This window comes from Agarivorans sp. QJM3NY_25 (genome assembly GCF_050870875.2).
In the GTDB taxonomy this organism is placed as follows: domain Bacteria; phylum Pseudomonadota; class Gammaproteobacteria; order Enterobacterales; family Celerinatantimonadaceae; genus Agarivorans.
In genome coordinates this window covers 2,939,338-2,952,495 of sequence record NZ_CP194041.2, presented here as the reverse complement: position 1 = coordinate 2,952,495, position 13,158 = coordinate 2,939,338, and the positions used below count along the sequence as shown (strand labels likewise).

The following is a 13,158-nucleotide window of genomic DNA, read 5'->3' as shown; positions in this document are numbered from 1 at the left end:
TCTGAAGTGATCTTTGGTGCCAAATATGGCCTATTTGAGTGCGACGAGCTCTCACTTTTAGTCAATTTCGCAAAGCTTTAGACTAAAGATTAATACCTGTCCTGTTAAGTATTTGTTAAGTTTTTATTCGGTAGGCTTGAATTGATTTGATATCGGATCTATTGCTACAGCAAAGAAGTTGATTTAAATCAAATTTGGCTATTAACAATAATGCAACATATTAGTCACCCTATAATCAGCAATGCGTGACCTAGATTGCTTGGAGAAATGTCATGGAAGAACAGACTACATATTGGCAAGAAAACTTGCGTTTGATATTTATCTGTCTCGTCATATGGTTCGTGGTCTCATTTGGTTTTGGCTTGTTATTGGTTGAACCGCTGAATGAGATCCGTTTAGGTGGATATAAATTAGGTTTTTGGTTTGCGCAACAAGGCTCAATTTATACCTTCGTCGCTTTAATTTTTTGGTATACCGCCAAAATGAATAAGCTCGATAAAAAATACCATGTGAAGGAGTCATAAATGGACGAGTTAAAACTCTATACCTACATCGCCGTATTTGGCTCATTTGGGCTTTATTTTGCTATTGCGTGGTGGGCTCGCGCCTCATCAACTAGCGATTTTTATGTGGCTGGTGGTGGGGTAACACCGATCCAGAATGGGATGGCAATTGGCGCCGACTGGATGAGTGCCGCATCGTTTATTTCTATGGCAGGTTTGATTGCCTTCCTTGGATATGGTGGCTCGGTATTTTTAATGGGTTGGACCGGGGGTTACGTATTATTGGCAATGTTGTTAGCACCCTATATGCGTAAACACGGTAAATTTACCGTGCCGGAGTTTATTTCTGATCGATATTACTCTAGGGGGGCACGAATTGTTGCAGTTATATGTCTTATCATTGCTTCACTAACTTATATTATCGGTCAAATGAAAGGGGTGGGCGTGGCCTTTTCCCGTTTCTTGGAAGTGGAATACGATAACGGCTTATATATCGGTATGGCGGTCGTTTGGGTTTATGCGGTGTTAGGTGGGATGAAAGGCATCACTTACACGCAAATTGCTCAATATTGTGTGTTGATATTTGCTTACACGATTCCGGCAGTATTCATTTCTTTGCAGTTAACGGGTAATCCTATTCCGCAGCTTGGTTTAGGGAGCACTTTGGCTGATGGCAGTGGTGTATACCTGTTGGATAAGTTGGATATGGTGGTCACTGATTTAGGCTTTAAGGAGTATACCACTGATAATATGGGAGGCACGCTGAATATGTTTGCCTACACCATGTCGTTAATGATCGGTACTGCGGGCTTACCGCATGTGATTATGCGCTTCTTCACCGTACCAACGGTGCAAGCGGCTCGTTCTTCGGCAGGTTATGCTTTAGTATTTATTGCGCTTCTTTACACTGTGGCACCAGCAGTAGGCGCCATGGCTCGCTTTAATTTGATGAATACAATTGTTCCTTCAGCGGATAACAATCTGGTATATGATGAGCGTCCTCAGTGGTTTAAAGATTGGGAGCAAACTGGGCTGCTAAAATTTGAAGATAAAAATGGTGATGGCAAAATTCAGTATGTGGCCGATAAAGGCGCAAATGAGATGGTGAAAGTGGACCGTGATATTATGGTGCTTGCTAATCCAGCCATTGCGAATTTGCCTAATTGGGTGATCGCCTTAGTTGCTGCGGGTGGTTTGGCTGCAGCTCTATCTACGGCGGCGGGCCTATTATTGGCGATATCTTCCTCTATATCTCATGACTTGATGAAGGGGGTGTTAACGCCCAATCTCTCGGATAAAAATGAGTTGCTGGCGGGTCGTATTGTGATGACCTTAGCCATTCTTGTCTCGGGTTATCTCGGTTTAAATCCGCCTGGATTTGCCGCAGGTACGGTGGCATTGGCCTTTGGTTTAGCTGCGTCTTCTATTTTCCCTGCGTTGATGATGGGTATTTTCGCCAAGAAAATGAGTGGCACAGCAGCGATTGCAGGCATGTGCTCGGGGATTGGCGTGACTATGCTGTACGTATTCCAGCATAAGGGCATTATGTTTATTCCTGGTACCTCTTTCTTGGGTGATATGGCTCCCAATTGGTTCTTGGGAATTTCGCCTAATGCCTTTGGTGTTGTTGGGGCTTTAGTTAACTTTGCCGTTGCTTTTGCTGTTTGCAAGGTCACAGGACCCGCGCCGCAACATATTCAAGATATGGTGGAAAACTTCCGTATACCGCATGGTGCGGGGGCAGCACACGACCATTAATTCGAGTATTGATTGAACTTAGTGAAGCAAAAGGCTCCCTAGTTGGAGCCTTTCTTTATCTTAAATGACCGTATTATGAATCATACTTAAAACCAGATAGTGATAGGTCTATTCAGGTTTAAGATGACTTACGATCAATGATTGTTGATAGTAGAGGCAAATCGCCGTTCTATCATGAGGTGTTAAAAATTGTTGGACATTTTTACGTAGTGATGGTTTTCAAATACTCAAAACCAGACAATCAGTTTTGCTACAGAGTGTCCAATTTTAAAGCTCCAAATACAGGATGTATAAATGAACAAACATACTAAGTTGGCGATACTGGTGATGCCATTTTTGGCTATCGGCGGCTACATTGCTTCTGATATTTATTTAGAGCATGACGCGGGTAAGGATAGAGTGATTCAGCTCAGTACTTATGGTCATTGCGATATTATTAATCAACAATGTATTTTGCAATCGGGTGATTTTCGTTTAAATATCTCTGATCAAGCGGGAGTCACCGAAGTGAACTCAACCTTTCCTTTAGACCAAGCCACTTTATTCTTGGTTGATAGTTCGGAGCAGGTTACCGCTTATCCCATGGAAATGAAAGATAGCCCTTATTATTGGCAGCGCAGCACTGAATTGCGGAGTTTGATCCCTAATCAGGGAAATAGCTATAAACTACGTATCATCGCTAATATTAAAGGTGGCAAATATATCAGCGAATTCTACAGTCAAACCGTGCGTTAAATATCACCTAATTGAGAGAATATACTTCTTTGGTGTGCAACAAGATGCAGTGCATTCATTCGGTTCTTTGATGTCAAAAACTAGTTTCTAGATCATTAAATGATTAATTTGTTGTGATTAAATGCAGCCAATCCAATACAATTGGTGTTTGTTACTTTTATCTATTATTTTTATAGGATTAAGTCGTGAGTGCTAATCAAGTATGTCCATCTTGTGGTGGACATAAACCTGCTTTAATGGCATGCCGTGATTGCGGATTTAAATATGTTGTTGCTGGTCGTCCTCCTGAGCCAGCTAAGCCAAACGTTTTAGTTAAGCCAAAAATTACAGCCGAGTCTATTCCAAGAAGTCAATATAGAGCGGTGGTTGAGGAAGGTGCTTCTAAGCCACAAGTGATCATTAAAACCAAAAAACGTCGCCAATACACCATTCCTAGTGAAGAATAATTGATTAGCAACCGTTGGTGTTTATTTGCTGCCATATGGCAGTAATGCCATTGTTTCTCGATTCGCTGAGGTGCTGAGCTAAACCCAATTGGGTTAAGGTCTTACGGAATAAGATTTTGGCTGGTTCTGTTTGTTGAGGGTATTCAGCAATGCAAGCCAGCAAGATCACCAGTAAGCCTTTGATGATCCGAGCGTTACTATCTATTTGTAGTTGACCTTGATGGTAATGCAGCCATACGTCGCTTTCGCAGCCAATAACTTTGTGTTGTTCGGTCTGGTATTGCGGATCTATCGGTTGAAGCTGTTTGCTTAATAATAGCAATTGTCGGTAACGTTCTTCCCAAGATTGGCATGGCTGAAAAATTTGCTCTATATGCTCTAAAGTTAAACCGATTTGCGGTGTATTACTCATCAAATAGCTCCATGATATTGTCTATTGCCTCGATGAGTTTATCGATCTCTTGCTGAGTATTATAGAGCCCTAGAGACAGACGAATACTACCTTGTTTGGCGAGTTTTTTACTTAAAGGCATCGCACAATGATGGCCACATCGTAGCGCTATATTATACTGGTCGAACAGCGTCGCAGCATCTTGAGGATGGATCCCTTTGAGAACAAAGGAAATTAAACCAACACGCATCATTGGCGTCCCAATCAGCTCGACCTTGGGGTGTTCTTTTAACTTTGTTAGTGCGTAATTTAATAGGCTGCGTTCGTGATTTAAACGTTCTTTGAGCGGAAACTGCTTTAAAAATTTTAGGGCTGCGGCTAAACCGATGGCCCCCACAATGTTCGGTGTTCCCGCTTCTAATCGGTAGGGCAGACGATTCCAAGTGCTTGTTTCGCAGCTCACTTGGCTGATCATTTCTCCGCCAAATATACTTGGTTGTAAGGCTTCCAAGGCTTCCGTTTTTCCATAAAGTACTCCAATACCTGTTGGACCATAGACTTTATGACCAGAAAAAAGATAGTAATCGCAGCCTAAACGCTCAACGTTAACATCTAGATGAGCGATCGCCTGAGCGCCATCAACAATCACTTTTGCGCCGTATTGTTGCGCGTGTCGGACTAGTTCTGGAATAGGCAACAGCGCCCCAATGCTATTGGAGACGTGAGAGATCGCTAAAATTTTACATTTTTCACTAAAGTGTTCTTTAAAATTAGCTATATCAATATCACCATTATTTAATATAGGTATACACTTAAGAGTGGCACGGGTTCTGGCTGCTAATTGTTGCCAAGGGACGAGGTTGGAGTGATGTTCTAATTCACTCACCCAAATTTCATCACCCTCGGTTAAGCTATAGGCTAAGCCATTCGCTAGCATATTACAGCCTTGGGTGGTGCCGCTGGTCCAAATGATGTTGTCAGCTTTGCTACCAATAAATTCAGCAATGGTCTTTCTGGCTGATTCGAAGGCATTGGTGGCTTGTCGCGCGAATTGATGACTCGCTCTATGAACGTTTCCATGACCGTGTTGGTAGTAGTTTTGAATCGCGTTGAGCACGGCTTCAGGAACTTGTGTCGATGCCGCACTATCCAAATAGGTAAGCTGTTGGTTTTCGCGGTTTAAAGACGGAAAATACCGCCGATAGATATGCTGTTTAGCTGAAGTCACAGTTGTCTTACCATAGCAAATAAAGCGGTTATTGTATCGGTAGCGGAGATTCTACACTAGCCTATATCGATGTTATCTTTGATTTTAGTAATGGAGTTACAGATAAGATGCCACAGTCTTCAAGCTTAGTTACTTGGCAAAAAGTCTATTTTGGCTTTGCTCAGCCGAGTCAGGAAAGTCAATTTCGCGAGATGAAGTGGTTACAACAGTGTCGTCGGCTGGCTGGTATTCAAGTGATATATGCATTGAGTGTGTTGTTTTTTTTTACACAAACCGGTTTATTACAAGCTTGGTGGGTGGTCGCAGATTGGCAGGCGACTGGAGCCCTTGCTTGCTGGTTGTTTATTCAAGTTATATTAGGCTGGTTTGGTCAGCAGATCCTTAGCGTAAAAGAGGTATCGGCTTTTGTCCTTGCGATGTTCTGCCAGCACTGCCTGTTGCTCTGCTTATTACTCTTTAACCATTCTGTCCTTGTTTTACCTTTCTGGTTGATTTTTAGTTTACCGGTGTTACTCACAACTATTTATATACCAATAGTATTGGCACATAGCATGATAAGTATTGCTGGCGGATTTGTGGTATATATCGATTTTCAGGCCTCTTCCCTGCACTTGGGCCAATGGGCATATTCGATACTTTCAACCATGGGTTTAGTTTATGTGCTGTTGGTTGTCGGGATCTTTTTATTGCATAAATTATGGCGTAATCAATATATTGCTGAACAGGGATTACAACTGTTTAGCGAACAGTATTTCGCTAGCGCTGCGGATGATGAATCATTATCGCCAGTAGTAGACGTTGATCCCGTAACTGGCTTAGCAAATGAGACCTGTTTTAAACGATTCTCCGAGACAGAAATCGAACGAAGCTCTCGTTATCAAAATGCTTATTCTGTCATCTTAATAAAAATTAATCATTTTTTTAACTACCAAGATACGCGGGGGCAAGAAGAAGCCGATAAGCTTCTGATTAACATGGTAAATCTATTGCATCCTAAGATTAGAAAAGTAGACCTAATCGCTCGTTATCAACAAGACAAGTTTGTTATTGGTTTACCTGAGACAAGCCTTTATCAAGCGCTCGATACCGCAGAACGTATGCAGACTGCATTGAGTACAGAATTTTGGAGTCGTTTTGCTGAGGACTTACAACTGGAAACGAGATTTGGGGTGGCTTGTATCGATAGTTCCGTGATGACTGTTGAACAATTACTGATGAAAGCTGAACATGCCATGAATAACCATCGTAGTCCGGTAGCTTTGAGCTACGGCCGTTAAGTTTTTGAATATATTCGGTTTCACTTAGGAGTTGGATTGGATGCGGGCCCCTTTATTCTTGCTATTATGTGTTTTTTCTTTAACTGTAAATGCCGCTGAAAATAGTAATTTGGTCGATTCATGGTTAGGTTATGGCGCCTTGGTTATTTTTATTGTTGCCTATTTATTGGTGATGAGCGAAGAGGTGATTCATTTACGAAAATCTAAGCCAGTATTGGTTGCTGCAGGCTTAATTTGGTTTTTAATTGCTATCTATTATCGAGGCTCTGGCCAAGAGCACCTCGTCACTGAGGCTTTCAGGCACAATTTACTTGAGTTTTCTGAGTTGATGCTGTTTTTGTTGGTGGCGATGACCTATATCAATGCGATGGAAGAGCGGCGGCTGTTTGATGTACTGCGAGCCTGGCTGGTTCGTAAGCAGCTCAGTTATCGTCAATTATTTTGGCTAACGGGAAGTTTGGCCTTCGTGATCTCTCCGGTCGCCGATAATCTGACGACGGCTTTGTTAATGTGCGCAGTAGTAATGAAGGTGGCTAATGGCAATAGCAAATTCATTAATTTAGCCTGCATCAATATTGTGATTGGTGCCAATTCTGGAGGCGCTTTTAGTCCCTTTGGTGATATTACAACGCTGATGGTGTGGCAAAAAGGATTGGTTCATTTTTCTCAGTTTTTTGACTTATTGTTACCTTCGATGGTGAATTTTTTGATTCCTGCCATCATCATGTCGGTGTTTGTTTCAGCAGACTCTGTGGAAGCTGAAAATGAAACGGTAGAGCTAAAACGTGGCGCAAAAAGAATTGTACTGCTGTTTTTGGTGACGATTGCTACCGCTGTATTAGGTCATAGTCTATTCCATATGCCGCCTGTGTTAGGCATGATGATGGGGCTCGGTTATCTGCAGTTCTTTGGCTTCTTTTTACGTAAAACCTTAGCTTCTAGCTTACATAAAAAAGCGGTGAATGCGATTGCTCAACGAGATGATGCACGCTTAAAAGCTCTTGGTAGTGTGGTGCCTTTTGATATATTCAACCGGGTTGCTAGAGCCGAGTGGGATACCTTGTTGTTTTTTTATGGGGTGGTTATTTGCGTCGGAGGGCTTGGATTTATTGGTTATTTGGAGATGGCATCTTCTCTGATGTATCAGCGATGGGAGCCAACCCACGCAAATATTGCGATTGGCGTGTTGAGTGCAATTGTGGATAACATTCCAGTAATGTTTGCGGTCCTCACTATGGAGCCCAACATGGTGTTGGGACAGTGGTTATTGGTGACCTTAACTGCTGGGGTTGGGGGAAGCTTATTATCTATCGGTTCTGCTGCGGGTGTGGCGCTGATGGGGCAAGCCCGTGGTCACTATAGTTTTATTAGCCACCTGCGCTGGAGTCCGGTGATTGCGCTGGGTTACGTGGCCTCGATTTATTGCCATTTGTTACTTAATGCTTCGTTATTTTGAGGGGCTTGTTGCTTGAAATACCAGTTTTATTCAGCCTGTTAATCTTTTAATTCTAGCCATCAAACGGTTTCTCGGTTTCTACTGACCGCAGTCACGCACTCTAGGGAGTAGGGGGCTTATACGTTTATACATTGCCAGTTGGGCCGTATACTCTGTTAAAGCGGTATTTGTTTGCTTTGCTTGATACCGCTTGTAGAGATTAAAATTTTTATCTTGAATAAAAACAGACCTTAAAAGCTTAATTGCTGGTGAGGTCGGGAATAAATTTATTTTTGCTGAAGCTAATTCCCCTTAGAATATATGTCGCCCATTCCTTTTGTAGCTATTCTGGATTAGGGCAGCGTGCAATTTGCTTTACTTTTCCTTGTTCATCAACTTGTTCAAGTATTACATCGAAGCCCCATAATCGATGTAGATGCTTGAGTACCTCATGTTTACTTTTGGCTAAAGGAATGCCCTGATGAGGAACGTAGCGAAGGGTTAGTGAACGGTCACCCCGTAAGTTAACATTATATACTTGAATATTTGGTTCGATGTTACTTAGGTTATATTGTGAGCTGAGCGCTTCTCGAATTTGCTGGTAGCCTTGATCATCATGTATTGCTTTTACCTTTAAATAAGGTTTATGTTCATTGTCATCAAGCGTAAATAGTTTTAAATCGCGAATGACTTTAGGCGATAGAAACTGACTGATAAAACTTTCATCTTTAAAGTTGCGCATTGCAAAGTGTAAGGTTGTTAACCAATCTTTCCCGGCAATATCTGGAAACCAGCGTTTATCTTCTTCCGTTGGAGACTCGCAGATCCGACGAATATCAGTCATCATGGCAAAGCCTAATGCGTAGGGGTTTATGCCATTAAAGTATGGGCTGTTATAGTTGGGTTGCAATATTACGCTGGTGTGACTATGTAATATTTCTAAGATAAATCGTTCACTGACTAAGCCTTGATCAAACAAGTGATTGGTGATGGTATAGTGCCAGAAGGTAGCCCAACCCTCATTCATCACTTGGGTTTGTTTCTGAGGATAAAAATATTGACTAATTTTACGCACGATCCTAACTATTTCTCGTTGCCACGTTTCCAATAGAGGTGCGTGTTTTTCCACAAAGTACAAAATATTTTCTTCAGGTGATACCGGGAAACGACCTTTAGCTTGGGGATCACTATTTTGTTTCGTTGGAATGGTTTTCCACAGCTCATTGATTTGACTTTGTAAATACTCGGCTCTGGAATCCTGCCGTAGTTTTTCTTCTTCCATAGATATCGGGCTCGGGCGTTTATAGCGGTCAACTCCATAGTTCATTAATGCATGACAGGAATCTAATAGATCTTCAACCGCATTTACGCCATGACGAGCCTCGCATTTGCTAATGTAGTTTCTTGCGAAAACTAAGTAATCAATAATCGAGCTAGCATCGGTCCAAGTTTTAAAGAGATAGTTATTTTTGAAAAAACTATTATGACCGAAACAGGCGTGAGCGATCACTAAAGCCTGCATAGGCATGGTGTTTTCTTCCATTAAATAAGCAATACAAGGATCGGAATTAATCACAATCTCATAAGCTAAACCCATTTGTCCCCGTTTATAGGTTTGTTCGGTTTGAATGAATTTTTTGCCGTAAGACCAATGGTGGTAGCCGATTGGCATACCGACACTGGAGTAGGCATCCATCATTTGTTCGGCAGTGATGACTTCAATCTGATTTGGATAGGTCTCTAGTTGGTAATGTTCAGCTACCTTGGCTATTTCTTGATGATAGCTTTCTAGCATCTCGAAGGTCCAATCTGGTCCATCGGGCAACATCTTAGTTTTGCTCATGTGGGCCTCACGCTGTGGCTTTTTTAAAGAGATCTCTAAAGGTTGGCAGAATTTCTTCGGCCGTTTTTACATGACGAATAGAGAAGTTTGGGAAGATTTCACTGAGTTGCTCATACTGATGCCATAAGCTTTGATGGGCTCTATTGGTGATTTCTATGTACGAATAGTGGCGACTGAGTGGAAGTAGCGTTTTTTCCAACAATTCTCGACACTTGGGTGAATCGTCGGCCCAATTATCGCCATCTGATGCCTGAGCCGCATAGATATTCCACTGCTCTTTGGGGTAACGCGCTTTGATGATGTCATCCATTAAAGTCAGCGCACTAGAAACAATCGTGCCTCCGGTTTCTTGAGAGTAGAAAAACTCATGTTCATCAACTTCTTTTGCTTGAGTGTGGTGGCGAATAAACACCACTTCTATCTTTTTATAGCTACGAGTTAAGAATAGATATAGGAGTAAATAGAATCGTTTGGCGATGTCTTTGGTTGCTTGGTCCATCGAACCTGAAACATCCATCAAACAAAACATAACGGCTTGAGTACTCGGTACGGGGTATTTCGCAAAATTGTTGAATTTAAGATCAAAAGTATCGATAAAAGGGATCTTTGCTAAACGTTTTTTTAAGTTAGCGATATCTTGTTTTAATTGTTCTATTACTCTTTGGTTTACGAGTGGATCTAAAATTTTTTCTGCAAGTTCCTGTTCTAACTGTTTAAGTTGCTTACGTTTATCCCCCCCCATAGCCATCCTTCGAGCCAAAGAGTTTTGCAAGGATCGCACAATATTGATATTGGCAGGCACACCGTCATTGGTATAGCCAGCGCGAGCAGTTCGGTATTCAACAATGCTGTCTACATCGGTCTCCTGCAGATTGGGGAGCTCCAAGTCGTCAAATAGAATATCTAAATATTCATCTTTGGAAATGGTAAATTGAAATTCTTCAGTGCCTTCGCCTTGATCACTGGCTTCACCATCACCTGAACCGCCGCCTTGCTCTTGCATTGGACGGTCTATTTTGTCTCCGGTTCCAAACTGGTCATTGCCTGGTAAAGTTCGCTGACGATGGCCTCCTTCGCCTTGATGGAAAAATGGTTCACTAATATCTTTATGCGGAATACTAATGCTTTCGCTGTTCTCTAAGTCTTGAATACTACGTTGATTAACGGCGTCATTCACCGCCCGCTTAATTTGACTTTTATAGCGGCGAATAAAGCGCTGGCGGTTCACCGCGCTTTTATTTTTACCATTCAAACGTCGATCGATAAAATGAGCCATTGACGCCCTCCATCAAATCTATGAAGATTTACGAACGCGTAAATACCACTCAGATAACAAGCGTACTTGCTTCCGGGTGTACCCTTTCTCCATCATACGGTCAACAAAGTCGTCATGTTTTTGTTGGTCATCAACGGAGGTTTTAGCATTGAAAGAAATAACGGGTAGTAAGTCCTCGGTATTAGAGAACATTTTTTTCTCAATGACGGTACGCAGTTTTTCATAACTGGTCCAGCTTGGATTTTTGCCATCATTGCTGGCTCGAGCCCTTAATACAAAGTTAACGATTTCGTTACGGAAGTCTTTAGGGTTACTAATCCCTGCGGGTTTTTCAATTTTTTCAAGCTCGGCGTTTAAGGCTGCTCGGTCAAATAACTGTCCGGTGTCTGGGTCTCGATATTCTTGATCTTGGATCCAAAAATCAGCATAAATGACATAGCGGTCAAAAATATTCTGCCCGTATTCGGAATAAGATTCGAGATAAGCGGTTTGAATTTCTTTGCCAATAAAGTCTACATATTTAGGAATTAAGTAGCCTTTTAAATGTTCGAGGTAGCGATCGGCCAGCTCTTGACTGAATTGCTCGCGTTCAATTTGTTGTTCTAAGACATAGAATAAATGGACTGGATTTGCTGCAACTTCGGTGGTGTCAAAGTTAAATACGCGCGACAAAATTTTAAAGGCAAAGCGCGTCGATAGACCTTCCATTCCCTCATTCACCCCTGCAAAATCCCGGTATTCTTGATAAGACTTCGCTTTCGGATCGGTGTCTTTCAGAGTTTCTCCGTTGTATACCCGCATTTTAGAGTAAATACTAGAGTTTTCGGGGTCATTCAATCGCGATAAGACTGAAAACTGGGCTAACAGTTCTAAGGTGCTAGGGGCACATTTAGCGGTATTTAACTCACTATTATCTAATAGTTTTTGATAAATATTTATTTCTTCACTGACTCGTAAACAGTAGGGCACTTTCACAATGTAAACACGGTCTAAAAATGCTTCATTGTTGCGGTTGTTTCTAAAACTTTGCCATTCTGATTCGTTTGAGTGAGCGAGGATAATGCCTTCAAATGGAATTGCCGATAGGCCTTCGGTACCATTAAAGTTCCCCTCTTGGGTTGCTGTCAACAACGGATGTAATACCTTGATAGGGGCTTTAAACATTTCAACAAATTCCATCAAACCTTGATTGGCTCGACATAAAGCGCCGGAGAAGCTATAGGCATCGGGATCATTTTGCGCATAGTGTTCTAGTTGACGAATATCGACTTTGCCCACTAAGGATGAGATATCTTGGTTATTTTCATCTCCTGGTTCGGTTTTAGCGATAGCCACCTGTTGAAGGATGGATGGGAAACTTTTTACCACTGTGAATTGGCTAATATCACCGTTATATTCCTGAAGGCGTTTTGCGGCCCAAGGTGACATAATCGTTTTTAAATGGCGTTTATTAATCCCGTATTCTCGCTGTAAAATGTCACCATCTTCATTCGCATCAAATAAACAGAAAGGATGATCGTTTACTGGAGAACCTTTAATCCGATAAATGGGAACGAGCTGCATTAAAGCTTTAAGTTTTTCGGCAAGCGATGACTTACCCCCGCCAACAGGACCGAGTAAGTAGAGTATTTGCTTACGTTCTTCTAATCCCTGAGAGGCGTGCTTCAGGTAAGAGACGATTTGCTCAATGCTATCTTCCATGCCGTAAAACTCTTTAAAGGCTGGATAACGAGCAATTACTCGATTCGAAAATAACCGACTGAGGTGTGGATCTTTGGAAGTATCTACCATTTGGGGTTCGCCAATGGCAATCAGTAAACGCTCTGCTGCGCTGGCGTAAGTGCTGGGATTATTTTTACATAGAGTTAAGAATTCATTGAGCGTGAGCTCTTCTTCCTGAGCTTGCTCGTAACGCTGTTGATAGTGGTCAAAAATACTCATAGCCTAGGCCCCCTAAAACAAGCTATCTTGATAACAGATAGTATTTAGAAACAATAAATTTGATGAAGCGTTAAAGTAAGTTTATACCATGACAAAAATAAATTAATAAAAAATAAGCATTTTTTTGTAACAAATCGCTGATGTTTCAATGCACCAAGGTTTGCTGCTAAGACCATACGAAGATGAAAAACAGTCCAGCTAATCGGCCATTATTGATGTCATCGCTGGTGAAGCAACGGCGACTAACAGCGTAAGATTTAACCGATATTTAAGTCCTATTGTTTGTGTGTTGCAAGGTATATTACTGGATGATGTTGCATATATG

General features: G+C 41.8%; 11 protein-coding genes. 6 read left to right on the top strand and 5 right to left on the bottom strand.

Features of this window, described 5'->3' with window-relative positions; translation table 11 throughout:
- Positions 1-272: 272 nt before the first annotated feature.
- From ACRRSW_RS13520 to ACRRSW_RS13505, 4 genes are all read left to right on the top strand, one after another.
- Positions 273-524 (top strand): DUF4212 domain-containing protein, encoded by a 252-nt coding sequence (locus tag ACRRSW_RS13520; protein WP_432452695.1) that lies wholly within the window; start codon positions 273-275, stop codon positions 522-524.
- Positions 525-2,261 carry a sodium:solute symporter family protein gene (locus tag ACRRSW_RS13515; protein ID WP_432452696.1) on the top strand — a complete coding sequence of 579 codons (1,737 nt, stop codon included), beginning with the start codon at positions 525-527 and terminating at the stop codon, positions 2,259-2,261.
- Between the two features lie 294 nt (positions 2,262-2,555).
- Complete coding sequence (locus ACRRSW_RS13510) at positions 2,556-2,996, top strand: hypothetical protein (protein ID WP_432459597.1); 441 nt, start codon at positions 2,556-2,558, stop codon at positions 2,994-2,996.
- Between the two features lie 185 nt (positions 2,997-3,181).
- Positions 3,182-3,442: a hypothetical protein gene (locus ACRRSW_RS13505; RefSeq protein ID WP_432459596.1), complete on the top strand. Its 261-nt coding sequence runs from the start codon at positions 3,182-3,184 to the stop codon at positions 3,440-3,442.
- 4 nt (positions 3,443-3,446) lie between these two features.
- Here ACRRSW_RS13505 and ACRRSW_RS13500 read toward each other — a convergent pair whose 3' ends face one another.
- Together ACRRSW_RS13500 and ACRRSW_RS13495 are read right to left on the bottom strand one after the other, a co-directional pair.
- Positions 3,447-3,854, bottom strand: a complete 408-nt coding sequence (locus ACRRSW_RS13500) for a SufE family protein (protein WP_432459595.1) — start codon at positions 3,852-3,854, stop codon at positions 3,447-3,449.
- Complete coding sequence (locus ACRRSW_RS13495; protein ID WP_432459594.1) at positions 3,847-5,061, bottom strand: aminotransferase class V-fold PLP-dependent enzyme; 1,215 nt, start codon at positions 5,059-5,061, stop codon at positions 3,847-3,849. The genes ACRRSW_RS13500 and ACRRSW_RS13495 overlap by 8 nt, the downstream gene beginning before the upstream one ends.
- 107 nt (positions 5,062-5,168) lie before the next feature.
- Here ACRRSW_RS13495 and ACRRSW_RS13490 point away from each other — a divergent pair, with 107 nt between their 5' ends.
- Both ACRRSW_RS13490 and nhaD read left to right on the top strand, forming a co-directional pair.
- Positions 5,169-6,338 carry a GGDEF domain-containing protein gene (locus ACRRSW_RS13490; protein WP_432459593.1) on the top strand — a complete coding sequence of 390 codons (1,170 nt, stop codon included), beginning with the start codon at positions 5,169-5,171 and terminating at the stop codon, positions 6,336-6,338.
- A 40-nt stretch (positions 6,339-6,378) separates the two neighbouring features.
- Positions 6,379-7,794, top strand: a complete 1,416-nt coding sequence (gene nhaD / locus ACRRSW_RS13485; RefSeq protein ID WP_432459592.1) for a sodium:proton antiporter NhaD — start codon at positions 6,379-6,381, stop codon at positions 7,792-7,794.
- Between the two features lie 322 nt (positions 7,795-8,116).
- On the opposite strand, the gene ACRRSW_RS13480 is transcribed toward nhaD, so the two are convergent.
- From ACRRSW_RS13480 to ACRRSW_RS13470, 3 genes are read right to left on the bottom strand one after another with little or no spacing between them, the layout of a single operon-like run.
- Entirely contained in the window at positions 8,117-9,616 is a 1,500-nt protein-coding gene (locus tag ACRRSW_RS13480) for a SpoVR family protein (RefSeq protein ID WP_432452703.1), read from the bottom strand.
- Positions 9,617-9,623: 7 nt separating this feature from the next.
- Positions 9,624-10,892: a YeaH/YhbH family protein gene (locus ACRRSW_RS13475; RefSeq protein WP_432452704.1), complete on the bottom strand. Its 1,269-nt coding sequence runs from the start codon at positions 10,890-10,892 to the stop codon at positions 9,624-9,626.
- An 18-nt stretch (positions 10,893-10,910) separates the two neighbouring features.
- Positions 10,911-12,833 carry a PrkA family serine protein kinase gene (locus ACRRSW_RS13470; RefSeq protein WP_432452705.1) on the bottom strand — a complete coding sequence of 641 codons (1,923 nt, stop codon included), beginning with the start codon at positions 12,831-12,833 and terminating at the stop codon, positions 10,911-10,913.
- Positions 12,834-13,158: the final 325 nt, after the last annotated feature.